The 24455-nt window shown below is 35.3% G+C and carries 28 protein-coding genes and 1 riboswitch; of the genes, 6 read left to right on the forward strand and 22 right to left on the reverse strand.

Annotated elements, in window-relative coordinates:
- Nucleotides 1-47 precede the first annotated feature (47 nt).
- On the reverse strand, nt 48-461 hold the full coding sequence (locus tag E0I26_RS02565; RefSeq protein ID WP_131914925.1) for a Rieske (2Fe-2S) protein: 414 nt from the start codon (nt 459-461) through the stop codon (nt 48-50).
- 162 nt (nt 462-623) lie between these two features.
- Between E0I26_RS02565 and greA the strand changes: the two genes are divergently transcribed.
- From greA to E0I26_RS02580, 3 genes are all read left to right on the forward strand, one after another.
- Complete coding sequence (greA, locus tag E0I26_RS02570) at nt 624-1100, forward strand: transcription elongation factor GreA (protein ID WP_131914926.1); 477 nt, start codon at nt 624-626, stop codon at nt 1098-1100.
- A 67-nt stretch (nt 1101-1167) separates the two neighbouring features.
- Nucleotides 1168-1557 (forward strand): HIT family protein, encoded by a 390-nt coding sequence (locus E0I26_RS02575; RefSeq protein ID WP_131914927.1) that lies wholly within the window; start codon nt 1168-1170, stop codon nt 1555-1557.
- A gap of 98 nt (nt 1558-1655) precedes the next feature.
- Nucleotides 1656-2828 carry a transglutaminase domain-containing protein gene (locus tag E0I26_RS02580; protein WP_131914928.1) on the forward strand — a complete coding sequence of 391 codons (1173 nt, stop codon included), beginning with the start codon at nt 1656-1658 and terminating at the stop codon, nt 2826-2828.
- Here E0I26_RS02580 and E0I26_RS02585 read toward each other — a convergent pair.
- Nucleotides 2820-3974, reverse strand: coding sequence for a sensor histidine kinase (locus E0I26_RS02585; protein ID WP_131914929.1), 1155 nt, complete (start codon nt 3972-3974; stop codon nt 2820-2822). The two genes, E0I26_RS02580 and E0I26_RS02585, sit on opposite strands and share 9 nt — an antisense overlap.
- A gap of 176 nt (nt 3975-4150) precedes the next feature.
- On the opposite strand from E0I26_RS02585, the gene E0I26_RS02590 reads away from it, so the two are divergent.
- From E0I26_RS02590 to aat, 3 genes are all read left to right on the forward strand, one after another.
- Nucleotides 4151-5026 (forward strand): flavin reductase family protein, encoded by an 876-nt coding sequence (locus E0I26_RS02590; RefSeq protein ID WP_131914930.1) that lies wholly within the window; start codon nt 4151-4153, stop codon nt 5024-5026.
- A gap of 26 nt (nt 5027-5052) precedes the next feature.
- Nucleotides 5053-5430 (forward strand): DUF3127 domain-containing protein, encoded by a 378-nt coding sequence (locus E0I26_RS02595; RefSeq protein WP_131914931.1) that lies wholly within the window; start codon nt 5053-5055, stop codon nt 5428-5430.
- Between the two features lie 114 nt (nt 5431-5544).
- The gene (aat, locus tag E0I26_RS02600) at nt 5545-6183 is read left to right on the forward strand and encodes a leucyl/phenylalanyl-tRNA--protein transferase (RefSeq protein WP_131914932.1); all 639 of its coding nucleotides are present in this window, start codon (nt 5545-5547) and stop codon (nt 6181-6183) included.
- A gap of 2 nt (nt 6184-6185) precedes the next feature.
- Here the strand turns inward: aat and E0I26_RS02605 are convergent, their stop codons facing one another.
- The 20 genes from E0I26_RS02605 to rplM all read right to left on the reverse strand — a co-directional run bounded on the left by E0I26_RS02605 (nt 6186) and on the right by rplM (nt 24178).
- Nucleotides 6186-6896: a HesA/MoeB/ThiF family protein gene (locus E0I26_RS02605; RefSeq protein WP_131914933.1), complete on the reverse strand. Its 711-nt coding sequence runs from the start codon at nt 6894-6896 to the stop codon at nt 6186-6188.
- 87 nt (nt 6897-6983) lie between these two features.
- Nucleotides 6984-8105: a 2-iminoacetate synthase ThiH gene (gene thiH, locus E0I26_RS02610; protein WP_131914934.1), complete on the reverse strand. Its 1122-nt coding sequence runs from the start codon at nt 8103-8105 to the stop codon at nt 6984-6986.
- Between the two features lie 98 nt (nt 8106-8203).
- Nucleotides 8204-8974 (reverse strand): thiazole synthase, encoded by a 771-nt coding sequence (locus tag E0I26_RS02615; protein ID WP_131914935.1) that lies wholly within the window; start codon nt 8972-8974, stop codon nt 8204-8206.
- A complete protein-coding gene (locus tag E0I26_RS02620) occupies nt 8961-9593 on the reverse strand; it encodes a thiamine phosphate synthase (protein WP_131914936.1) in 633 nt (210 codons plus the stop codon). The genes E0I26_RS02615 and E0I26_RS02620 overlap by 14 nt, the downstream gene beginning before the upstream one ends.
- The gene (locus tag E0I26_RS02625; RefSeq protein ID WP_131914937.1) at nt 9586-10341 is read right to left on the reverse strand and encodes a hydroxymethylpyrimidine/phosphomethylpyrimidine kinase; all 756 of its coding nucleotides are present in this window, start codon (nt 10339-10341) and stop codon (nt 9586-9588) included. The genes E0I26_RS02620 and E0I26_RS02625 overlap by 8 nt, the downstream gene beginning before the upstream one ends.
- A complete protein-coding gene (locus E0I26_RS02630) occupies nt 10314-10898 on the reverse strand; it encodes a thiamine phosphate synthase (RefSeq protein WP_131914938.1) in 585 nt (194 codons plus the stop codon). The genes E0I26_RS02625 and E0I26_RS02630 overlap by 28 nt, the downstream gene beginning before the upstream one ends.
- Before the next feature lie 136 nt (nt 10899-11034).
- Nucleotides 11035-12858 (reverse strand): phosphomethylpyrimidine synthase ThiC, encoded by a 1824-nt coding sequence (thiC, locus tag E0I26_RS02635; protein ID WP_131914939.1) that lies wholly within the window; start codon nt 12856-12858, stop codon nt 11035-11037.
- Between the two features lie 185 nt (nt 12859-13043).
- Complete coding sequence (gene thiS / locus E0I26_RS02640) at nt 13044-13250, reverse strand: sulfur carrier protein ThiS (protein WP_131914940.1); 207 nt, start codon at nt 13248-13250, stop codon at nt 13044-13046.
- Nucleotides 13251-13333: 83 nt separating this feature from the next.
- Nucleotides 13334-13430, reverse strand: a riboswitch (TPP riboswitch).
- A gap of 39 nt (nt 13431-13469) precedes the next feature.
- A complete protein-coding gene (locus tag E0I26_RS02645) occupies nt 13470-14081 on the reverse strand; it encodes a DNA-3-methyladenine glycosylase I (protein ID WP_131914941.1) in 612 nt (203 codons plus the stop codon).
- A 2-nt stretch (nt 14082-14083) separates the two neighbouring features.
- Entirely contained in the window at nt 14084-14737 is a 654-nt protein-coding gene (locus tag E0I26_RS02650) for a queuosine precursor transporter (RefSeq protein ID WP_131914942.1), read from the reverse strand.
- Nucleotides 14738-14871: 134 nt separating this feature from the next.
- The gene (locus E0I26_RS02655; RefSeq protein ID WP_131914943.1) at nt 14872-15840 is read right to left on the reverse strand and encodes a hypothetical protein; all 969 of its coding nucleotides are present in this window, start codon (nt 15838-15840) and stop codon (nt 14872-14874) included.
- Nucleotides 15841-15855: 15 nt separating this feature from the next.
- A complete protein-coding gene (locus tag E0I26_RS02660; protein WP_131914944.1) occupies nt 15856-16809 on the reverse strand; it encodes a DUF6175 family protein in 954 nt (317 codons plus the stop codon).
- Between the two features lie 17 nt (nt 16810-16826).
- A complete protein-coding gene (locus E0I26_RS02665) occupies nt 16827-17207 on the reverse strand; it encodes a hypothetical protein (RefSeq protein ID WP_131914945.1) in 381 nt (126 codons plus the stop codon).
- Nucleotides 17208-17325: 118 nt separating this feature from the next.
- The gene (locus tag E0I26_RS02670) at nt 17326-17844 is read right to left on the reverse strand and encodes a hypothetical protein (protein ID WP_131914946.1); all 519 of its coding nucleotides are present in this window, start codon (nt 17842-17844) and stop codon (nt 17326-17328) included.
- 184 nt (nt 17845-18028) lie between these two features.
- The gene (locus tag E0I26_RS02675; protein WP_131914947.1) at nt 18029-19615 is read right to left on the reverse strand and encodes a hypothetical protein; all 1587 of its coding nucleotides are present in this window, start codon (nt 19613-19615) and stop codon (nt 18029-18031) included.
- A gap of 145 nt (nt 19616-19760) precedes the next feature.
- Complete coding sequence (locus E0I26_RS02680) at nt 19761-21029, reverse strand: hypothetical protein (protein WP_131914948.1); 1269 nt, start codon at nt 21027-21029, stop codon at nt 19761-19763.
- A 375-nt stretch (nt 21030-21404) separates the two neighbouring features.
- Nucleotides 21405-22229, reverse strand: a complete 825-nt coding sequence (gene tsf, locus E0I26_RS02685) for a translation elongation factor Ts (RefSeq protein ID WP_131914949.1) — start codon at nt 22227-22229, stop codon at nt 21405-21407.
- A 133-nt stretch (nt 22230-22362) separates the two neighbouring features.
- Nucleotides 22363-23160, reverse strand: a complete 798-nt coding sequence (rpsB, locus tag E0I26_RS02690; RefSeq protein ID WP_131914950.1) for a 30S ribosomal protein S2 — start codon at nt 23158-23160, stop codon at nt 22363-22365.
- Between the two features lie 176 nt (nt 23161-23336).
- Nucleotides 23337-23723, reverse strand: coding sequence for a 30S ribosomal protein S9 (gene rpsI, locus E0I26_RS02695; RefSeq protein ID WP_066080508.1), 387 nt, complete (start codon nt 23721-23723; stop codon nt 23337-23339).
- A complete protein-coding gene (gene rplM, locus E0I26_RS02700) occupies nt 23723-24178 on the reverse strand; it encodes a 50S ribosomal protein L13 (RefSeq protein WP_066080505.1) in 456 nt (151 codons plus the stop codon). Before rplM ends, rpsI begins: the two co-directional genes overlap by 1 nt.
- Between the last annotated feature and the right edge of the window lie 277 nt (nt 24179-24455).

The following is a 24455-nucleotide window of genomic DNA, read 5'->3' on the forward strand; positions in this document are numbered from 1 at the left end:
TTATAATGAAAAAAATCCTGATGGTTTAACTGTCAGGATTTTTTGGTTTAATTATAAACCCGAAGCGACGTTCCGTTGACTTGAACCCGATATTGCTTCATAGGATATTGTAAACTACCCTGTCCGGTAAATAAACTGTATTCTTTACTATCACACCCACAAACGGCATTGATGCCATTTATAGTCATGGTAGAACAGGAACTTATAGCTTGATTGGGACAAGCGGCGTCAAAAGCATTGTAACCGCTACCAGTATTAAAAACAATAATACCACGTGCGCCTTCTCCGGGATAATAAATGGCATTGCTGGTATATTTAAGGTCTGAATACGCAGGCAAATTCATATTAATATCTACCGTAAAAGTATAATTAGGGACAAATGGATTTGTATTATCAAAACCTGAATCACTACACGAAAAAAGGAAAGGAATTATAACGGAAAGCAGCAGGTATTTTTTCATTTTAAAATAGTGTCAAAGTATTAGTGAAACAAATTTAATTTATTTAACTTTGAATTATATATGATTAACATATATTTATAGACGAAAAAATAATAATAGTATCTTTGTGGAAAGAAATCCCGTCCTGATGGGATTTTTTCTATTTATATAAATGATGAAGTTATGAGTACAGTATCGTATTACACCGCAGAAGGGTTAAAGAAATTAAGAGAAGAATTAGATTATTTAAAAAGCGTAATGCGTCCAAAAGCATCTGCAGATATAGCCGAAGCAAGAGATAAAGGCGACCTTTCTGAGAATGCCGAATACGATGCTGCTAAAGAAGCACAAGGAATGCTGGAAATGCGTATTGCTAAAATGGAAGAAGTACATTCTAACGCCAGATTAATTGATGAATCCCATTTAGATCTTTCTAAAGTATTGGTTTTGTCGAATGTGAAAATCAAGAATCAAGCCAATGGAATGGAAATGAAATACACGCTGGTAGCTGAAAGTGAAGCCGACTTAAAAACCGGGAAAATCTCTGTAACCTCACCAATTGGAAAAGGTTTGCTAGGAAAATCAGTGGGCGAAGTTGCTGAAATTACGGTGCCTAATGGTGTATTAAAGTTTGAAATTTTAGAAATTTCTCGCGACTAAATAGTTAAAGGTTTAATCGGTTAATTGTTTAACCGATTAACTGATTCAACAATTAACCAATTTCACAATGTCAAGTATATTTACAAAAATCATAAACGGAGAAATTCCGTGTTACAAAATCGCTGAAGATGAAAATTTCCTGGCCTTTTTGGATGTAAATCCAAATGCAAAAGGACACACACTTTGTATTCCGAAACAAGAAATAAATAAGATTTTTGAGATGGAAGACGATTTGTATATCGGACTGATGCAGTTTTCTAAAAAAATAGCGGTTGCTCTTGAAAAAACTGTTCCGTGTAAAAGAATCGGGATGGCCGTTGTAGGACTTGAAGTTCCCCATGCACACGTTCATTTAATTCCCTTGAATGAAATGGATGAAATGCGTTTTCAAAATAAAGTATCATTGTCCAAAGATGAATTTGAAGCTTTGGCAGAAAGCATTAAGACCAATTTATAATAGTTGCACAAATAAAATAAATTGGTATGATTTTAGTTTAGAAAGGGGATAGGTGAAAACCTATCCCCTTTTAATTTTTAGAGCCTACATTATATACTATGAAAAACATTTGTTTAGTACTTTTTTTCTTTTTCTCACTTCTGAGTTTTGGACAGGTTAATTCCGGATATCCTTTGGTTGATGCTAAAATGGCTGCTATTCCAGCTAATTCGGCTGTTTCTACCGAAGGAATTGCTGCATATATCAATGTTAATTTCAAAACAGAAACAGATAAAATCAGGGCTATTTTTTACTGGACCGCCTCCAATATCAGCTATGATGTTGCCAATATGTACTCCGTAAATTTCAATGAAACGACACAGGAAAAAATCGCAAAGGCGTTAAAAACTAAAAAAGGGGTTTGTATTCATTATGCTGTCGTTTTTAATGAGCTCTCACAAAAAATAGGAATCCAATCCTATATAATTGAAGGTTATACAAAGCAAAACGGAAAAGTAAGTGACTTAGCTCACGCTTGGACAGCTGCAAAAATTGACAGAAAGTGGTATGTATTTGATCCCACTTGGGGTTCTGGTTATGTCAATAATGGGCGGTTTTCTAAAAAAATAAATAACTATTATTTTAAGGCGGAACCTGCTAAAATAATCGCTTCCCACATTCCATTTGATTATTTATGGCAATTTTCGAATTATCCTATTACCAATGGTGAGTTTTATGAAGGGAAAATTCAAATCAACAAAGCCAAGAAATACTTCGATTTTGAGAAAGAAATCACCAAATATAATGCCTTGTCTGAAGTCGATCAATTGTTTTCTTCGGCAGAAAGAATAGAGAAAAACGGCTTGAAAAATACCATGATTCTGGAGCGTTACGAAGGGAAAAAGAAACAGTTGACCTATTTGCGACAAAATACAAATATTGAAAAATTGAATGCTATTGTGAATGAAATGAATCAGGCAGTCGTCCTATTGAATGATTTTATTTATTACAGAAACAATAAGTTCAAGCCTACTTTATCAGATGATGAAATTAGCCGTATGATTGAAACGCCAAGAGAGCAACTGGCCAAATGTCAGAACGATATTTACACCGTTGGTTCTGTTGGTAGTCAAAATGCATCTAATGTAGCGTCGATTAAAAAATCAATTGGGGCAGCTTTGGCGCAAGCCGAAGAACACGCTTTGTTTGTTAAAAATTATTTGGGGAAGTCTAAAATAGTCAGAAAAACGATGTTCTCGAAAGTATCTTGGTTTGGTGTTCCGTTAAACTAAATTACTTTTTTTTAAAATCACTTGCATTGTTGTTCCTTTTCCAATTTCGGAACCCAGTACTTTGATGGTTCCTTTATGGTATTCTTCCACGATTCTTTTGGTCAATGAAAGACCCAATCCCCAACCTCGTTTTTTAGTAGTAAATCCAGGTTCAAAGATGGTTTTGAATTGTTTTTTTTGAATCCCGCCTCCGGAATCGGAAACGTTTATTTTTACATAATCGCCTTCTTGTTCAATCTCCAGCGCTAATTGGCCTCTTCCTTTCATGGCATCAATGGCATTTTTCACTAAATTTTCAATGGTCCAACTGTGTAAAGTAGGATTCAAAGAAACAATTATAGGTGATTTTGGCGCTTTAAACGAAAACTCAATTTGTTTCGAAAATCGGGATTGTAAATAGTCGTAGGATTGAAAGGTTTCTGCGATGATATCTTTGTTTTCTAATTTTGGTTCAGATCCTATTTTCGAAAAACGATCGGTTATGGTTTGCAAACGCTCAATGTCTTTTTCAATTTCGAAAGTTGTGCTTTCGTCCACATTTTCAGATTTCAAGAGTTCGACCCAGCCAATCAATGAAGAAAGTGGTGTTCCTATCTGGTGTGCGGTTTCTTTTGCCATTCCTGCCCAAAGCTTGTTTTGCGTCGCCATTTTGGTGCTTCTGTAAAAATTGTAAACTAAGCCGCCAAACAGCACTATGATTAGCAATAAGGCAATAGGATAGTATTTTAGTTTGTTAAGCAATGAAGAATTTCCGTAATATAAATATTGAAATTTTCCTGGAACATACTCTATAACTATCGGGTCGTTTTCCGTTTTTAACCTTCTTAGAAAAGCATCTAATCTGGTTTTGTCTTTAACAATATTATCATCAATATTGGTACTATTTATGATTTTATTGTTTTCGGTAAGAATTAAAGGAATCGTTTTATTGTTGCTGAAAATTTGGGATGGAAGTTCTACATCGGTATTTTCACCTGCATTTATGAGGGTTTTTTGTGCATTTGCCCAAAGGTTCATTTTTAATCGTTCTTCATTTTTGAAGATTTGAAAAAACGTATAAGTGTTCCATAGAATTAATGAGATGATTAAAAAGGAGGCAAAAATAATAACCCAACGAGTTGTATTTCTTCTTTCAGAAAACTGCATAAATTAAATTTTGAATTATAAATATAACGAAATAAATGCTGTACTATTTTAGTTTTTACCAAAGAATTTTTTTTTGAATAAATCAATTCTGAATTTCATTCTAATTCTTCGTTACTACTTCTTAAACTTAATTCATTTGTCTACTTTTGTATCTTCCAGCAATAAATTAAAAACGTATGATTACTATTGATCCTAAAAGTATTGAAACAGCAAAATTACAAGGATATTTACAAAGTTCCGTTGGGCCAAGGCCCATTGCATTTGCCAGTACTATGGATGCTAAAGGAAATCCGAATTTATCGCCTTTTAGTTTCTTTAATGTGTTCAGTGCAAATCCTCCAATTCTGATATTTTCACCTGCAAGACGCGTTCGCGATAATTCGATAAAACACACTTTAATTAATGCCGAAGCGACTCGGGAAGTAGTGATTAATGTGGTTAATTATAATATTGTACAGCAAACATCTCTGGCAAGTACAGAGTATGCCGATGGTGTAGATGAGTTTATAAAATCAGGTTTGACGCCAATTCCTTCTGAGGTGGTGAAACCTTTTAGAGTAAAAGAATCACCGGTTCAATTTGAATGCAAAGTCACGCAGATTATTCCTTTGGGAACAGAAGGAGGAGCCGGAAATTTAGTGCTTTGTGAAGTGTTACGCATTCATATTGACGAATCTGTTTTAGACGAAAATGGAGCTATTGACCAACATAAAATAGACTTGGTTTCCAGATTAGGAGGCAATTGGTATTCCAGATCGAATCAAGGTCTTTTTGAAGTGCCAAAACCATTATCCACATTAGGAATTGGAGTAGATGCGATTCCAAATTTTATAAAAGAAAGCCCAGTTTTTGATGGAAATGATTTAGGGATGTTGGGAAATATAGAAGCCTTGCCTACAATGGAAGAAGTTAGTATATTTGTAAAACAGAATTTTGCCGTAAAAGGCGTTTTAAGCGCTGACGATCAGAAAAAAGTACACTTGGAGGCTAAAAAATATCTGGATAATAATGATGTTTTGTCTGCTTGGAAAGTGCTTTTGGCAAAAAAATAACATAAATAACATTAAAAATAACGAAGATGGAAGTTACAGGAAAAATTAAAATGCTTGGAGAAGCTAAAAATGTAGGAAATGGAAGTTTCTTAAAGAGAGAACTAGTTGTAACGACTGAGGAGCAATATCCACAACATATTTTAGTGGAATTTGTACAAGATAAATGTGATTTATTAAATAGTTTTAAAGTGGGTGAAGCAGTAAAAGTTTCTATCAATTTAAGAGGACGCGAATGGGTTGATCCACAAGGAGTGACTAAATATTTTAACGCAATCCAAGGATGGAGAGTGGAAAGAGTAGCTGCTGAAGCAACTTCTGCGCAAATGCCTCCAATGCCAGCTGCTGAAGCATTTGCTCCAGCTACAAATTTAAACGAAGAAGAAGCTGACGATTTACCATTCTAAGAGATAAAAAAGTTAGAATTTAGAAGTCAGAAGTTTGAGTTTTACTTGAATTTCTGACTTTTTTATTTTTTTTAAATTGCCGTTGTCATTGCCATTGATTTTTGAAATTGAAAAATGTATTATTTATCTTCCGCCTTATTTTTTCCGCCCGTTTCTCAAGCCAATCGCGATGGAATTCTTGCCATTGGTGGAGACTTATCGCCAGAGCGTTTGCAACTGGCTTATAAAAGCGGAATTTTTCCGTGGTTTGAAGATGGTGAACCGATAACTTGGTGGTCACCAAATCCCAGAATGGTTTTGTTTTTGGATGAATTGATTGTTTCAAAAAGTATGCGAAACATTCTGAATCGAAATGTTTTTAAAGTTACTTTTAATCAGAATTTCAGGGATGTAATTTCGAATTGCCAAAATATAAAACGAGACGGTCAAAACGGGACTTGGATTACCAACGACATGATTGAAGCTTACTGTAAACTCCATGAATTGGGAATCGCCAAATCGGTTGAAGTTTGGCAAGATGAGGTTTTGGTTGGTGGTTTATACGGAATTGATTTGGGACATGTTTTTTGTGGTGAAAGTATGTTTTCTAAAGTTTCTAATGCTTCCAAAGTGGCTTTTATTGCTTTGGTAAGCCAATTAAAGGCAGCCAACTACAAGCTACTGGATTGCCAAGTTTATAATCCACATCTTGAAAGTTTAGGCTGTATGGAAATTGATAGAGAAGAATTTATGGAAATTTTGAAAAGCAAATAGTTTTAAAATTTCAATTTTGTAAAACTCCAATCTAAAGTATTAAAAAGTACTAATTCATTTTCTAAAGTTGGTAAATCCATAATCAGTTTCAACGTTTCATGCGCCATCATCGTTCCGATAATTCCCGGAAGAGTACCCAATACTCCGTTCAAGTTGCAATTGGGAACATCTTTTGGATTCGGTGGTTCTGGGAATAAGTCACGCAGGTTTTTGCTTCCATTATGATTGAAAACTGCCATTTGCCCTTCAAATTTCAAGATACTGCCATAGATCAATGATTTTCCTAACGCTACACAAGTATCATTTACCAGATAACGGGTCTCAAAATTATCGCAACCGTCAACAATCACATCAAAATTCATGATGATTTGTGCGGCATTTTCAACAGTTAATTTTTCTTCCAAAGCAATAATCTGAATCAACGGATTTAAAGTTTCTAAAACCGATTTTGCCGTAATTGCTTTTGATTGACCAACATGTTGTTCCGTATATAAAATTTGACGGTGCAGGTTGTGTAATTCTATTGTATCAAAATCTATGATTCCAATAGTTCCTACTCCAGCCGTCGCTATATATTGTAAAATGGGACAGCCCAGTCCGCCTGCGCCAATTACTAAAACTTTAGCTCTTTTGAGTTTTTCTTGTCCCGAATCACCAATTTCCGGTAACATCATTTGTCGGTTGTAGCGTAAAAAATCTTGAATAATACTCATTTTTTTTAGTCTTAAAGTTGAAAGTCATAAAGTTAAAAGTCAAAAGAAGATAAAAAAAGTAAGTTGAGTTCTTTCGACATTAAGACTTTATGACATTTGACTGTATATTTTATCCCAATCCTTCCAAACAGGTTCGTAGCCCATACTCGAAATAATTTTTGCAATCTCGGCAGCCGAACGTTCATCGCTGATTTCAAATTGTTCCAAAGATTGCGGATCAACAACATAACCGCCGGGATTGGTTTTTGAACCGGCACTCATGCTTGTAACGCCAATAGGAATGATACTGTTTCTGAATTTTTCATTCTCCCGCGTAGAAATTGAGATCTCTAAATCTTCATTCCACAATCGATACGCGCAAATGAGTTGGGTTAAATCTTTATCATTCATGATAAAGTTGGGCTGAATGACTCCTTCTGCTGGACGCAACCTAGGAAAAGAAACTGCATATTTAGTTTGCCAATAGGTTTTTTGTAAATAATCCAAATGTAACGCATTGAAAAAACTGTCCGTGCGCCAATCTTCCAATCCTAATAACACGCCCATGCCAATTTTGTGAATGCCCGCAGTTCCTATTCGGTCCGGTGTTTCCATACGGAAATCGAAATTTGATTTTTTACCTTTGGTATGGTATTGTTTATAAACCTCCTGATGATAGGTTTCTTGGTATACCAAAACCGAATAGACACCGGCTTCATGCAATTGGGCATATTCTTCGGTAGAAAGCGGTTGCACTTCGACTGAAATAGTAGAAAAATCATTTTTTATTTGCGCAATTGCTTTTAGAAAATAATGAATATTTACCGTGTAATTGGCTTCGCCTGTTACCAACAGAACATGATCGAAACCAGCACTTTTTAAGGCTTCAACTTCTAATGTGATTTCGTTTCCAGTGAGGGTTTTTCGTTTTATTTTGTTATCTAAACTAAAACCACAATAGGTGCAAATGTTCTGGCACTCGTTACTCAGGTACAAAGGAGCATACATCTGAATCGTTTTGCCAAAACGTTTTTTGGTTAACTCGTGACATTCTTGAGCCATTTGTTCCAAATAATCTTGTGCAATAGGCGAAATCAACGCCAAAAAATCGTCTAGATTCCGTTTGTTTTTAGCCAATGCCTGTTCTACATCTTTTGCTGTAGTTTGGTATATTTTGGTTTTGATGGTATCCCAATCGTAATTGTCAAAAACCGATTTAAATGTTTTCATTTATTAGATAATGAGTTAGTTTTACTTTGCTCCATATTTTTATATGGCTATGGCTCCCTCTCCTTTGGAGAGTCCCGAGGCTTCGGGAGGGGAGAGGATTACTCATATAAAAACGCCGTCAGCGGACTTGAAGCCATTGCTCGATTATGTTGCTGAGCGATTTTTGCTTCGAATGCTTTTCGTCCTGCAATTACGGCTTCTTTAAAGGCTTCTGCCATCAATTTGGGGTTTCCCGCTACGGCAATAGCTGTGTTTACCAAAACCGCATCTGCCCCAAGTTCCATCGCTTTTGCAGCATCGGATGGTGCGCCAATTCCTGCGTCAATAATTACTGGAACTCTACTTTGTTCGATAATGATTTCTAAAAAATCGATAGTTTTTAATCCTTTATTACTCCCAATTGGCGAGCCCAAAGGCATTACCGCTGCTGTTCCTGCGTCTTCCAGCCGTTTGCATAAAACAGGGTCAGCATGAATATAGGGCAAAACAATAAATCCCAATTTTGCCAATGCTTCCGTTGCTTTTAAAGTTTCTATTGCATCAGGCATTAAATATTTTGGGTCGGGATGAATTTCGAGTTTGAGCCAGTTGGTCTCTAGTGCTTCCCGAGCCAATTGCGCCGCAAAAATGGCTTCTTTGGCATTTCTTGCACCAGAAGTATTGGGTAATAAGTTGATGTGTGGGTGTTTTAAGTGTGATAAAATTACATCTGTTTCAGTTTCTAAATCGACACGTTTTAGCGCTACTGTCACTAATTCGCTTCCTGATGCTAAAATGGCTTCTTCCATTTGTTGATTGGAACCGAATTTCCCTGTGCCTAAAAACAAGCGGGATTCAAAGGTTTTATCTCCTATTTTAAATGGTAACATATAGTTTTTCGTTAAGTTGATTGATCAATTGAGATGGATTTTCGCTTTGAGTAATTAAACTCGAAACGGCTATACCGTGAATTCCTGTTTCCATTAGACTTTCAACGTTTTCCAGTACGATGCCCCCAATAGCGTAAATAGGAATATTGATGTTTTTCGTTTTCATTTTTTCGATAATCGTGCGGTAGCCTTCAAGTCCTAAAATTGGGCTTAGATTTTGTTTGGTTATTGTAAATTGAAACGGACCCAAACCAACATAATTGCAGTTTTCTTCTGCCCTTTGAAGCACGTCTTCAAAAGTGTTGGCGGTGCCGCCAATGATTTTTGTGTTTCCTAAAATAAGGCGCGCTTCCTCAATTTTCATATCACTCAAACCCAAATGAATGCCATCAGCATCCAATTGCTTTGCTAAATGGACGTTGTCATTGATGATAAAAGTGGATAAATATTCTTTGCATAACATTTTTACGGCTTCCGCCAAAGTGAAAGCATCATCTGAATAATTTTTTTTGAATCTCATTTGTATCCAATCGCAACCATTATCTAATGCTTTGTGGATGTTGTATAATTGTTCTTCGACTGTATTTCCTTGCGAAATGTATTGTAATTTGTTATACATAATGATATCCTAATTTGGTTTGGTTAGATTGTAAATAGTTTTCTATATAATTTTTGGCATTAGTACAGGCAGTTTTCAGATCCTGTTCCAAAGCTATATTGGCTGTAATGGCTGATGATAATACGCAGCCGGAACCGTGTTTTTCAAATACTAAAACTTCTTTCGGCGAAAGCCTGAAGATTTCATTTTTTAGATATAAATAATCAACACCAATTTCGGCTGGATTATGACCGCCTTTTAGTAAAACGGCGCAATATTCCGAAAGGTTTTCTGCAATTGTTTCTGCATTAATTTCTTCCGAAGACAGTTGTAAAATCTCATTGTAATTGGGTGTTATCAAATCAATTTCTTTCAATATTTCAATCAAAAAAGCTTGGTTTTCGATGCTTATAAAATCGAATTCGGTAGTGGATTTCAGAACGGTATCCCAAACGATTTTTGTTTTTGGCGAAAGCCTTTTTACGGCAAAAACAATTTCTTTTAAATAATCCAATGAAGGAACAATGCCAATTTTTACTGCTTTGATACTATAGTTTTTGAATAGCATTTGTATGGAATGCAAAACAAAATTTAAGTCTGTCCATTGCATTTCGTAGAACATGTTTTCGGTTTGAATGGTATTGCCAGTATTCACAGCAAAACCATACACGCTATGTTGCTCGAATGTTTTCGCATCTGCTAAAATTCCTGCGCCTCCCGAGGGATCGAAACCGGCTATTGTTAATACGAAAGGGCGATCTGCTGACATAGTTTGAAATTTTCTATTGGGTTATTGCTGTTCCAAATGGTGCCTAAAAGAGCGATGTCGTCAAAACCATTTGCTAAAGTCTGCTGAATGTTTTCTGCTGAAATTCCGCCCAATGCGACGAGTTTTGTCGAAAAATTGATTCTATTTTTAATTTCTTCCAAATAATTGATTTTAGAAACATAATCTGGCTTGGAAATACTTGGATAGATTGGGCTCAAAAACGCATATTCAAAATCGTTTTCCAAGGCGTTGAAATCTTCTATACTGTGCGTTGCCGTTGAAATAATCCTTTCAAGGTTTGAAACCCTGAAAGGGTTGGTTCTTTCCTTTTCGGAAAAATGAAATCGGTTAATATTCAATTCATCTGCCAAATGATGATGGTTGTGTAAAACCAATTTAGTTCTAAACTCCAATCCGATTTCCGATAAAAACGCTTTCATTTCCGTTTCCGAAAAATCGGGTTTACGAACGTGCAACAACTCCAATCCTTCGGCAAAAAGCGAATGGATTAGGCTGATTTCGTTTGGAACGGATATTGGATTGCTGATGAGAATCATAGTTTATTGGATGATTGATAATAGGTAATGTTGTTATTCTGAGGAAAGAGGAATCTCCATAAAATGAGCGACGAAATGAGATTCCTCTTTCCTCGGAATGACAAAAAGGAGTAGAAATTATTGTCTAATTCCTCTTTTAACTATAAATCTCTTTCCCGCTTTCTACAAATTCTTGCGACTTCTCTTTCATGCCTTTCTCCGCTTCGGCAACATCACGAATTTCGTGTGAGATCTTCATAGAGCAGAATTTTGGTCCGCACATGGAACAAAAATGAGCCACTTTTGCACCATCTGCCGGTAATGTTTCATCATGAAATTCTCTTGCTGTGTCTGGGTCTAACGACAAGTTGAACTGATCTTCCCAACGGAATTCAAAGCGCGCTTTGCTCAAGGCATTGTCACGGTATTGTGATCCCGGATGTCCTTTGGCTAAGTCGGCGGCATGAGCCGAAATTTTATAGGTGATAACACCGTCTTTTACGTCTTTTTTGTTGGGTAGTCCAAGGTGCTCTTTTGGGGTTACATAACAGAGCATCGCACAGCCGTACCAGCCAATCATTGCTGCTCCAATAGCAGAAGTGATGTGGTCATAACCTGGTGCAATATCAGTGGTTAATGGACCTAAAGTATAAAATGGTGCTTCATCACAATGCTCCAATTGTTTCTCCATATTTTCTTTAATCATATGCATGGGTACGTGACCAGGACCTTCAATAAATACTTGAACGTCGTGTTTCCAAGCAATTTTTGTCAGTTCGCCTAAGGTTTCCAATTCGGCAAACTGAGCGGAGTCATTGGCATCGGCAATAGAACCTGGACGTAATCCATCTCCTAATGAAAAGGCTACGTCATACTGTTTCATGATTTCGCAAATCTCCTCGAAATGAGTATAAAGGAAGTTTTCTTTGTGGTGAAACAAACACCATTTTGCCATAATGGAACCACCACGGGAAACAATGCCTGTAACACGTTCCGCAGTTAAATGAATGTAACGCAATAGAACACCGGCATGAATGGTGAAATAGGAAACGCCTTGTTCGGCCTGTTCGATTAACGTATCACGATAGACTTCCCAAGTCAAATCTTCAGCAATGCCATTTACTTTTTCCAAAGCTTGGTAAATAGGCACGGTTCCAATTGGTACCGGAGAATTTCGGATAATCCATTCTCTGGTTTCATGGATGTTTTTTCCGGTTGACAAATCCATAATCGTATCAGCTCCCCAACGGCAAGCCCAAACCGCTTTTTCCACTTCTTCTTCGATGCTTGAAGTTACAGCGCTGTTTCCGATATTGGCATTAATTTTTACCAAGAAGTTACGCCCGACAATCATGGGTTCGCTTTCGGGATGGTTAATGTTGTTTGGGATAATGGCGCGACCTCTGGCCACTTCGCTGCGCACAAACTCAGGAGTGATTTTAGATTTTGGCGTATTGGCTCCAAAGCTGTTCCCGCCGTGTTGGCATTGCATGGCCTTGGTTTGTTCGTTTATTAGCTCCAAGCGTTGGTTTTCACGAATGGCAATGTATTCCATTTCAGGAGTGATGATGCCTTGCTTGGCATAATACAATTGGGAAACATTGGCTCCTTTTTTGGCGCGCATGGGTTTGTGTAAATACTCAAAACGCAATTCGTTCAATTTCTCGTCATTCAGACGTTGTTTCCCGTATTCAGACGAGATTTCAGTTAATTCTTCTACGTCATTACGATCCAAAATCCATTGTTCGCGAATGCGTGGCAATCCTTTTCGAATGTCAATTTCGATATTTGGGTCGGTGAATGGACCTGAAGTATCATAAACCGTAACAGGAGGGTTTTTTTCTATTCTTCCGTTGGATAATTTAGTGTCTGCTAATGCAATTTCTCGCATCGCTACTTTTATGGGATGAATGGTTCCGTCTACGTAAATTTTTGTAGAATTTGGGAAAGGAGTTCTTGAGATTTTTTCTTCGTTATTCATTTGTTTGAATTTTATGATTTTAGGAGTGTTGTATTCTGCTAGGGATAGTAATGGAAAGCCCGTAAAGTTGAAGGCCAAATAAAACAAGGATTAGTGAAGCGACCGTAAGGAAGCTTTGACTAAGACTATGTTTTATAGGGCTGCAACTGCGGACTTGAAATGGATAGCCCGCCCGAGCAGCCAAACTATCCTCCTTGAGTTGCAGAGATGATGAGAATGTCGTCGGTTTCTTGTAAAGGATGGGAATTCCAGTTGGATTTTGGAATAACGGTATTGTTAATGGCTACGGCAATCCCATTTTGTTTGATGGGAATTTCCAAGTCAAGAAGTGCCTGAACAGTTAGACTGTCAGTTGTAAATTGTTTGGTTTGATTGTTGATTTTGAGCTCCATTCCTTTTAATTTTAGAAAATTATAGAGATGCACTGCCGTGCGTCTCTACTTTAGGAATGGCTACAAGTACACATAAATGTACTAGGAGTCATCTTACTTTTCCCTACGCTAGTATGAACTAGATCAGGTTCAGAGGGTAATTCTCAGCCTACAATGTTGTAGACACCCCTAAAGTGTGAAGCAAAAATAGGATATTATTTAATACGGAATTCCTAAAGTTTAAAAAAAAATGAAACTTTTAGGACTTGTTTTGTTATTGACTTTTAAAAAGTTACTTTTTTTCCAGCAATCTGCTACGTGATCATCAACCATTCCAGTGGCTTGCATGTGTGCATAAACTACGGTAGAACCTACGAATTTAAACCCGCGTTTTTTTAAATCTTTGCTGATTGCATCAGAAAGCGGAGTAGTGGCAGGAACTTCTTTTAAGGATTGTCGGTTGTTTTGAATTGGTTTTCCATCGGTGAATTCCCAAATGTATTTGCTAAAACTGCCAAATTCTTCCTGAACTTTCATAAATGCAACTGCATTCGAAATTGCTGCGCGAATTTTTAACTGATTGCGAATAATTCCGGCATCTTGAAGTAGCTCTTGGATTTTATCTTCGGTATAAAGTGCGACTTTTTTATAGTCAAAATCATCAAAAGCTAATTGGAAGTTTTCTCTCTTTTTTAAGATGGTAATCCAACTTAAACCCGCTTGGAAGGTTTCCAGTATTAAGAACTCAAATAATTTTTGGTCCTCATAAACGGGAACACCCCATTCTTCATCATGGTATTTTTTATATAAATCGCTTGAAGAACACCAACCACATCGTATTTTATCTTCCATAATTATTCCTTTTCAGAGGCTAAATAGTTTTTTATTAAATAGTGACCCAAATAAATTAAAGGAGTCAATAGGATTGCAATTCCAAGTTTGAATGTATAACCCGTCAATGCGGAAGTTATAAAAGTATTAAAGTTTATTTTTCCGGGCAACCAAAAAGCAATTCCAAGTACAATAAAGGAATCGAATAATTGTGAAATTATGGTGGAACCCGTTGCTCTTAGCCAGATTTTGCTATTTCCTGTGCGGTTTTTGAAAAACCAAAAAATAGTCACATCAATCAATTGAGAAACCAAGAAGGCAATGATACTTCCAACAATTATCCACATGCTTTGCCCAAAAACTGCAAAGAATTGATCGTCGTTTACCGGACTTATTCCTTTTGCTGCGGGGATACTTATGGCTAAAAACAAGAGGATAAAAGCGTAAGCAATTAAACAGGCAGTGATTAAAGAGAGTTTTTTTACTCCTTTTCCTCCAAAGTATTCATTGATTAAATCGGTGGTCAGGAAAACAATTGGCCAGGGCAAAATACCGATACTCATTACAAACGGACCTATTTGTATGAGTTTCCCGCCGATTAATTCGGCAGTAACAGCATTGGTAATAAAGATTCCGGCGAGGATAATAAATACGTGCTCTTTTTTGTTTTTAAACATAAAAAATAATTAGTACTCAAATTTAGTATATTATTTTGAAATTTATGTTTTATAAAACAGACGGTAGTTGATTTTTAAAAAAAAAGAGGCTGTCTTTTTGGACAGCCTCTTGCATTGATTTCTTAGTTACTATTTTACCACCAACCTAAAACGTTGTAAGTGAAATTTTTTGGCTGACCGCTACCATAGGCAACACCTACATCGCGATATGCTTTGATCAGATCTTTTTGCAAACCAACTTCTTTTTCATAGTTTAGATTCCATTCTCTTTTATCAATTTCAAGAATCCTTTTTCCAACTCTGCTAGAAAGTGCTTTTACTTCATTAAAACAAGCAGCACTAGGGTCAATTGAGTTTAAGATTTCACCAACTGAAACTGCCGTGTCATAATCTTGGTTTGCATTCCATAGATGATTTGCTTCGGCTAATTTTACAGAACAATCTCTGTTGATTTTTTTCTTGTAAATAGCAGGGATTACAGCCATTGTTTTGTTGTAACAATCAGTACATTCAACTGGAACGGAAGTAAGTTTGAAAATAGCTTCTTCGTACAAGTTTTGTTTGTCAAGAAGTTGTACTTCCTTGATTAACTTATTACAATTAGCATTATAATAATCTATAATTTTGTTTTTTGCATTGGTTACAAATGATTGAATTCCGGTATCGTTTTGATTAATAGATTTCATCGCATCGATATATGCTTTTGTTTCATTAGTGCCAACACCTTTTAATGTTAACGATTTGCTGGCGAATTTTTTACCATCAATTCCATCACCTATGTATAATGTTACATCTAATGTCAATGCTGTCATAGGAGGAGCAGTTGCCGTTATATCTTTAGTCATAACATTTGCATTAGCAGTGATGATAAATCTAGAATTAAAACTAGAATTAGCGATGCCATTTGTGCTAATAATTTGATTCAATTTATTAGTTAGCATATTTGTTGTATCCTCGGGCATGCTTTCTTGTGATGGCATGTATGCTGTAAGTGCAATTTTTCCTAACTCATCAGATTTAGCTGCGTTTTGAGCTATAGAAACAGTTGTAAAACTTACTATTGCTGCAAAACTATATATGAATTTATTAATTGATTTTTTCATGTTTTATTATTTTTATTATTTTTCGCCTAAAACTATTACTGCTTGTCCTAAACCTTTCATCGTTAATTTGTTAGGAATTGTGTAAGGGGCTTTCTTTAAAAATTCTTGTAGGCTTTTGGCAAAACCTCTTGCATCAATCGCTTTTCCGGTTGTATCATAAAGAGGAATTCTTACTTGTTCGAAAAGGATCATGTTTTCTGTAGCGTCACTAGTGCTAAAACGTCCTTTTACTGAATTTGCTGCCATCCAATCCTCAATAACGGAGCTTAATTCTTTTCCGTCGTATTCTTTTTCTAAATCACCAGTCCAAGAATCGAATTTTTTCACTCGGATGATAATTTCTCTTCCGTTTTCAAACATATCATCAAAATGTTTTTGAAGTGATACGTTGAAATTATCAATGTGTGCTAATGCCGATTCTTCTAATAGTACCGGTAACTCTGCTGAGAAAGATGGCGCGCCAGTACCTGTTGCTGTCGCAATCTCTTTATCAGTGTATGAGTCTAACCCTTGTAAAGTGAAATTTACAGATTTTTTTGGCCCAGCAGTGTTTAGGGTCCAGGTTAATTGCATGATGATATCAGCTTTAGCTACTTTTTTCAATTTGTCTACAGGACTTTCAACAACTCCAGCACCAGATTTTGAAGTTAGCATTGCATTTTCAGCGCTTTCAGATTCCAATGTTTTGATGGCAGATTCCATGTTTTTTAATGGAAAACCTCTTTCTGCCATTAAACCGTTGATTTTACTTATTACAGTTAATAAATCGGCATTTTCTTGAAAAGCCCTTTTGTAATCTGGTATTTTCACTTTGGTGCCTTGATTATTAAATTCCATCATATACCCATTTTTATTACACCAGACGTCACTTGGCACCACCATGATTGTTGGTTTTTTTGCTTGAGCATGTGATAAACTTACTGTAAGTATAAACAGTATAGCGAATATTTTTGTTGTTATTTTTCTCATTGTATATAATTACTTTATTATTTAATAATCCCGTCAGCAATTAATTTGCTTTTTAATTCAGAGCGTAATACGCTTACCAGTAATCCATTGGTAACACTTTCTCTGGCTTTCCTTCTGTCACGTCTAATTTGTTCGCCAATTCTTTCCGCTTTTAATGTAATGAAGTTTAGGTATTGACCGCCGTCTGAGAAAAATTTGTTAAAATAATCTTCATACTTTTCTTCAGCATTTACTTCAGTGATTAGCGGTTTTTTTAAGCAATCTTGCTTTCCTTCCAGAATACTTTGAAAGATTACATCTCTTACTGCATTTTTTTTAGCTTGTTCCACTGCGTCAGCCCTATTTCTCCCGTTTCCCCATGTTTTTAGGGTCAAAGATCCATCATGTTCAATGCCCATGCACTCGGTCTTGTAGATATAGTTTCCAGATATTTTTTTCTGGGAATATATAAACGTTAGAGTGAAAAGGAAGATGATTAAAGTTAATTTAAGTTTCATAATTTTTTATTTTTTAGGGTTAAAAACCAGATGAAAGTCCTCTAATTATTCCAGCAGCTTCTAAATCACGTCTTAAAGCATCTTTAGATACGGATACGATTACTCCTATTTTATATTCTTTACCTACTTTCATTCTGTCTGAAGCATCAACCATTCCGTCCGTTGATTCAGATACGAATTTCATGTATTTCCCGCCTTCTTCAAAAAAAGGTTCGAAGAAATCCATTTTTTCCATTTCAATGTTAGGGTTTGTAGTCATAGGTTTTTGGGATGAACAACCTCTGCCATCACCACCAAATCCTTTGAAGATTATACCATGAACTGCATTCTTTTTTGCTTGTGTAATTGCTATGCTTGGTTTTTTAGAATAGGACCAAACTTTTATTAGGTAAGTTCCATCAGTTCCTACACCTGCACATTCTATCTCATATCTCCATGCTTCGGTTGCTTTGTCTGCTTTTTTTTGTTTCCCGGACTGCGCAAAAGTTGATGCTGATGCAATAAGCATTAATAATACTGTAAGTATTTGTTTTTTCATATTTATTTTAATTTCAAGGGTTAAGTGTTGGTATTTAGTTGTTTGTGTTTAATTTTTTTTAATACTGTAAATATTGTTAATGTTTTTTATAGATACAATAGTAGCCCATAATAATTCATACGTAATACTTATTTTATTTAGGTTTTAAAATGAAAAGAGAAAAGTTGATAGAGAGTTTATACTATTATTTTCCTTTTTTCTGAACCAAGAGCATTCCTGGGTAGAAATCTTTACCGCTAACTTTTTTGAAGTACGTTTTGTCGGTTGTATTGTTAGGATTTTCGACATCGGCTCCGTAACGATTATCCCAAATAGGGAAAGTCGTATCTACTTTGATTACGCCAACGCTTACATATTTAGGAATACCATCTTCATCCATTTGTTGTTCCAGAACATCAAAAACTGACTTGTCATTCAATCCTTCTTTTAGTCCGATTTTTGCTGTGAGCGGCTCGTTTGTATATATTGGTGTTTTGGTTTTGAATTCATCGTGATTTTTTTGAAGTTTCACAACTACGGCATCAATTGCTTTCATTGTGGCTCTTTCAACCAATTTTACATCTGTTTTATTAGTGAAAATTGAAGATTGTACATCGGCCCATGAATCGTCGGTGCCAATATAAACCAATTTGAAAATATCAGTTTCATCAAATGCTTTTTTCTTCGCGGGAGTTATACTTTTATCTGTGGCCCAAAAGTCGTTATAGAATTTTGCTGCGACTTCTTCATTCCAATCCAATCTATATAAATGGGCCTTTGTTTTAACAATATATCCTTTACCGGCCACAGTAACACCTAATGAGGCAACACTAGAAACAGTTGATAGTGTTGATGCACCCGGAACATAACTTGCCACTGTACCTATAGCACTTAACCATCCACTAGCTTTTTTTGCTACTGCTTCTTTGTCAGTGTATTTGAACTCGTTGATCAATACAAAAGTATTTTTTATTAGGTCTTCACCAGCATCGCCTAGCATAGTTAGTCCTCTTTTACTGGCTCTTGCTTTAGCGATGTCAAGTACTGTGGCATCATAATTACCTCTTGATTTAATCAGATTCATATTGAATCCTCCTTTTGGGGAGCGGTCGAACCATTTTGCAACTAATTCCCTTGCTATGTCATTTGTTCCTTTTTCGGCTTGTTTAATTTGGTCTTTAGCTTCTTGAGGCATAAGGTCGACAAGTTCTTTTTGATATCTTTGGTTATCAAATTGAACCCTTTTGTCTACGTATTCTGTTATTTTTTTCTTTTTGGTAACTCCAATTTCCTTTGCTTCATCTTCGAGTTTTTTTCTTTCGGCTTGATATTCTAGCAGGTATGGGGATTGTGTCATGCTACTTAAAATTCCTGTCGAAGTTGAAAGGTTACTGTTTACTGATCCCGGGCTTCCATTAGGTGATGAAGTGGGTATGTTACCTGGCAAGTTTTCTAAAACCCTTTTGTCTAAATTATGGTTGTTGAATTTGTCCGGAATTTTGCTGGTTACAAAGTATTTTTTAATGGAATCCGCATAAGGCATGTTAGGCGCTTCTACCATCATTGTATAAAGAGAACTTCTTCGATACTTAATTTTTAATGGATTTGATTCTGGCGCTTCCTCAACAATTGGTTTGTCAACTATTTCAGGTTCGTCTTTCAAAACGTCTTTTTTAACTATGGTTTTTTTAACGCTTTTTTTGTTTGTTGTTCCCTTTTTAACTTTTGACTGGGCATTTAATGTAGTGATTGTAAAAATTAATAGTAAGGCAGTAAGTAATTTTATTTTCATAAATTTTGGTTTTGATGAAATCTTGTTTGCTGACAAAAATAGAATTTAGTTTTTTAGGATACAATACTCATTTATAGGGATTTTTTAAAAACTAAATTTGGAATTTTTTTAATGCACGTTTACTGAGAAATGTATTATTAATATTTTATTTTCCTTTTTTCTGAACGATTAACATGCCTGGGTAAAAATCCGAGCCGCTTAGTTTCTTAAAGTAAGTTCTGTCAGTTGTACTATTTGGATTTTCTTCTCCAGCATTATATTTATTATCCCATATTGGAAATTCGGGGTCAATTTTTATAGTCCCTACATCTACATATTTTGTTTTTCCATTTTCATCAATTTGTTTTTCAACAACATCAAAAATTGATTTTTTTGTCACCCCTTCCTTCAATCCAATTTTTGCCGTAATAGGTTCAATACTATATAATGGCGTTTTGGTTTTAAAAACATCATGTTCTTTTTGGAGTTTAACAATAGCTTCATCTATTGCATTCAATGTCGTTTCGCCTAGAATTTCAATTTTATTCTTTTCAAAATCTTCTATGTCTTTCATTGAGTAAAAGGTTTTTTTGTAAATCACTTGAGATTTATTTGAACCTATATATTTTAATTTAAAAAGTGTAGTTTCATCAAATGCTTTTTTCTTTTCGGCTGTTATTGATTTGTCGTCAGCCCAGTATTCTGAGTAAAATTGTGTCGCAATTTCATCGTTCCAGTCTAATTGATACAAATGAGCTCTAATGTTAAATATAAAATGCTCAGCTTCAATAGGAGTCATTTTTGAAAACATTGAATAGGCTTTGTTTTTTTCATTTCGTTTTGCCTTTTCAATATCAAATTGATGGTTGTAAATAAAATGAGAATCATAAACCAGAACAAATGTTTTTTGGATTAACTCTTCACCGGCATCAGCAATAGAACTCATTCCTCTCTTGGTTGCTTTCGCAATTGAAACATTTAAATTGGAAGCATCATAATTGCCTCTTGACTGGACTAACTCCATATTAAATCCTCCTTTTTTAGATCGATTGAACCATTTTGCGACTAAATCTCTGGCTACATTATTCTGGTCTAAATAGGATGTAATCTCTTTTTTTTCAAATTTCAATCCTCCGTCACCTGTAAACAGCATGTCGTTATTTCCTTGATGTGCTTTTTTATTAAGTAATGATTGGTTTTCTTGTATTTGAAATATTCTTGATGGTAAATTATGATTGTTGAATTTTTCAGATAAAGCTGATTTTTCGAAGAAATCTGCTAACATTTTTCTATATGGATGGGGATATTCATCCATGATCAATGTATGTAAGGATATTCTTCGGTATTCTTTTTCTTCTTGGGCGTTTGATTTTAGTGTGCAACAAAGTAATGAAGCAATTAAAAGATAAATACTTGTTCTAGAGATATGTTTCATTTTTAAAAATGTATTAAAATCAGCGTTCCGTGAATAGAGTTAGAGATATTTTGATCTACAATAGTACTGTTATTTTTTTAATTATAGTGTAAGATTACTTTCTTCGTGGTTATGGTTTTGGTAAATTTTGTATTTTTTATCAAGAAAATAAGACTCTGCTTGGGATTGTATAAAATGTTTTATTTTAAAAAAATGCAAATTGATTTGGAAGAAATGTCAGAGAAGATTTTATCTTTCTAAATTGTATAATTCAGGATGGTTGAGAATTAGGTTTTATAATTTAAAATAGAAAAACCCCATTTCGAAGTAATTCGAAATGGGGTTTTTTATATAAATCTGAAATCAAATATCGTTAATCTGAAATCAAAAATCAATTTATCCTAAAGCAGCTCTTTTGAAACCTGTAACGATAAGATCTTTATCTAAAGATTTTACATAATTAGCAACGCTTAATTTGTTGTCTTTGATGTAATCTTGGTTTACTAAAGTGTTGTCTTTAAAGAAACGAGCCAATTTACCTTTAGCGATATTGTCTAACATTGCTTCAGCTTTTCCTTCTTGACGTAGGATGTCTTTAGCAATTTCGATTTCTTTAGCGATAGTTTCTGCATCAACACCTTCTTCGTTTAATGCAATAGGAGCCATAGCTGCTGCTTGCATAGATACGTTTCTTGAAACTTCTTCAGCACCTTCAACATTTGCAGATAGCGCAACTAAAGTAGCGATTTTGTTTCCAGAGTGGATGTAAGATCCGATGAATGCACCTTCTAATTTTTCGAAAGTTCTAATTTCTAGTTTTTCACCGATAACTCCAGTTTGCTCGATTAATTTATCAGCAACAGTAATTCCGTTGAAATCAGCTGCTAAGAAATCTTCTTTAGTATTGAAGTTCAATGCTAAATTAGCCATTTCAGTAGCCATTTTTACAAAGTTTTCATTCATTCCTACGAAGTCAGTCTCACAGTTCAATGTGATTACAACTCCAGCAGTTTTGTCAGCATTTACAACAGCAATTGCAGCACCTTCAGTAGATTCTCTATCTGAACGGTTAGCAGCTACTTTTTGTCCTTTTTTACGTAAGTTTTCGATTGCTAAATCAAAATCTCCGTCTGCTTCAACCAAGGCTTTTTTGCAGTCCATCATACCTGCGCCAGTGATTGTTCTTAATTTATTTACGTCTGCAGCAGTAATTGTTGCCATATTGTATTATTTTTTAAGGTTAAAAGTAAAAAATTCCAAGTATTAAATCCAATTTCCAATTTTATTAAATTATCAACTTTAGGTTTCTAATTTTTTATGGAGAGGAATTTAAAACTTGGAATTAAATGTTTATTTATTCTTCAGTTGCAGTTGGAGCAGCTGCTTCTACAGCAGGAGCTACTTCTACAGCTTCAGCAGCAGGAGCAACAACTTCAGCAGTAGCTTCAGTTTCTTTATCAGAACCTCTATCAGAAAGTCCTTCAACAATTGCAGCTGTAACTAAAGATAAAATTTTATCAATTGATTTAGAAGCATCATCATTTGCAGGAATTACATATTCTACTTCACGAGGATCAGAATTTGTATCAACCATTGCAAAAACTGGAATGTTTAATTTTTGAGCTTCTTTTATTGCGATGTGTTCCGCTTTGATATCAACTACGAACAATGCAGCTGGTAGTCTAGACATGTCAGCGATTGAACCTAAATTTTTCTCTAATTTAGCACGAAGACGATCTACTTGCAAACGCTCTTTTTTAGAAAGGGTCATGAAGGTACCATCTTTCTTCATTTTATCAATAGTAGCCATTTTTTTAACAGCTTTACGGATAGTTACGAAGTTAGTTAGCATTCCACCAGGCCATCTTTCAGTGATGTAAGGCATGTTTGCAGCTTTTGCTTTTTCAGCAACGATGTCTTTTGCTTGTTTTTTGGTAGCTACGAATAATATTTTTCTACCTGATGCAGCGATTTTTTTCAAAGCTTCATTCGCTTCTTCAATTTTTGCTGCAGTTTTATATAGATTGATAATGTGAATACCATTACGCTCCATATAAATGTAAGGAGCCATGTTTGGATCCCATTTTCTAGTCATGTGTCCGAAGTGAACACCTGCTTCTAGTAATTCTTTTACTTCTACTTTGTTTGCCATTTTTGTTCTAGTTTACGTTCTGTTGATTAGCAATGAATAAATGGCGGTTTCCCGGCTTTATACATTTAGATGCTAAACTATTTCCTACCTCGGTAGGAGAGCAACAACAACTTTGTTTTTTTAAATTCAATAATAAAGGAACGATGTCTTGTCCCATTTGAACAAGACAGGTAATATTAACGTTTAGAGAATTGGAATCTCTTACGAGCTTTCTTCTGACCGAATTTCTTACGTTCAACCATTCTTGGATCTCTTGTCAATAAACCTTCTGGTTTCAAGATAGCTCTGTTTTCAGCATTTACTTCACACATAACGCGTGCCAATGCCATTCTTACAGCTTCTGCTTGACCAGTTGAACCACCTCCGTAAACGTTAACTTTTACGTCAAAGTTGCTTACATTTTCTGTCATAGACATAGGTTGTAATACTTTGTACTGTAAAGTTGCAGTTGGGAAGTACGTTTCGAATGCTTTTTTGTTTACAGTGATTACTCCTGTTCCTTCTGAAACATAAACACGTGCAACAGCGGTTTTTCTTCTACCGATTTTGTGAATAACTCCCATTACTTAAGATCGTTAAGGTTAACTGTTCTAGGTTTTTGAGCGCCTTGTTTGTGCTCTGATCCTACAACAACATTTAAATTTCTAAAAAGTTCAGCACCTAACTTGTTTTTAGGTAACATTCCTTTTATCGCTTTTTCAACTAGTAATGCAGGGTTTTTTGATTGCAATACTTCAGCAGTTAAAGTTCTTTGTCCTCCAGGGTAGCCAGTGTGACGGATGTAAGTTTTCTCTTTCATCTTGTTTCCTGTAAGGTTGATTTTTTCTGAGTTGATAACAATTACGTTATCTCCACAGTCAACGTGCGGCGTATAACTAGCTTTGTATTTACCTCTAAGGATCATTGCGATCTTTGAAGCCATACGGCCTAAGTTATGCCCATCAGCATCTACAACAATCCACTCTTTTGTAACGGTGGCTTTGCTTGCTGATTGTGTCTTGTAGCTTAATGCGTCCATAATATTATTTTAATTAAACATTCCATCCCCAATAAAGGGGTTGCAAAAGTACAATTAATTATTTTAAATACAAATACCTTAAAAGATTATTTTTCACTTGTTTTAGTACTGATTATCAACTGGATATTTGAAATAATATTCTGTGATTGAATTTGTGTTTCTCTCTTCTTCGTGAGTTGAATTCAATGGGCTGTGGTTTTTATGTGCTTTTATTGTATATTTCTAGTTTTTCAGAGGTAAATTTTATATTTTATTGGCTATTTTTGTCATTTAAACA

The organism is Flavobacterium rhamnosiphilum (assembly GCF_004349195.1).
In the GTDB taxonomy this organism is placed as follows: Bacteria; Bacteroidota; Bacteroidia; order Flavobacteriales; family Flavobacteriaceae; genus Flavobacterium; species Flavobacterium rhamnosiphilum.